Source organism: Lyngbya sp. CCY1209 (assembly GCF_055795065.1).
The window spans coordinates 1-665 of the sequence record NZ_JAYFER010000248.1 but is presented as its reverse complement, the minus strand read 5'-3'; the positions used below and the strand labels follow the sequence as shown (position 1 = coordinate 665).

Sequence of the window (665 nt, the reverse complement as noted above, 5' to 3'; positions counted from 1 at the left end):
CTCACCCCCGTTAAGGGGAACAAAGCTGCATACAGGATGAATTGGCAACAGGAGAAACCATGCGATCGCGCCACCATTATCGAAGACATCAAAACCGGGAAGGCTCGGGGCTACGGACTCAGAACAGGAAAAATTAGTGGCGGAATTGTAGCGGTTGATTGTGACGGAGAAGCCGCCCACGAACTGGCTGAGTCGCTGGGGGGATTGCCCGCGACTGTCAGTTTTACAAGTGGAAAAGATGGCCGCGCACAATACCTATACAAAATATCGGACAAATATTGGCACGACATCAAAACCCAAAAGCTGAGAACGGAAAAAACCGGGGCGGACGGCAAAGAGGTGTTGCTGGAATTACGATGGGACGGATGCCAGTCCGTTTTGCCACCGTCAGCTCATCCCGAAACCGGGCAATACTACTGGATTAAATCACCAGAGGAGACAGCGATCGCCGACGCCCCCCGGTGGATAATAGAGAAAATGCGATCCGGCACGGCGCGGACAGAAACTCCACTGCTCAACAGCATCACTTCTGACGACATTCCCCTAACCATCTGCCTTGCGAAAGAAACCCGGAAGTTGATCGAATCAGGGTCGCCAGACGGACAGCGCGGTGACGACGCGATCAAGGTCGCCCAAGACCTTTTGGGGACATACGAACGGCTGCA

Annotated in this window: 1 protein-coding gene; it reads left to right on the top strand. The window is 53.8% G+C overall.

Going from position 1 to position 665, the window contains the following annotated elements:
- Positions 1 to 36: 36 nt before the first annotated feature.
- On the top strand, positions 37 to 665 hold a 629-nt coding region (locus AC0QHF_RS06605), incomplete at its 3' end, for a bifunctional DNA primase/polymerase (protein WP_324703401.1).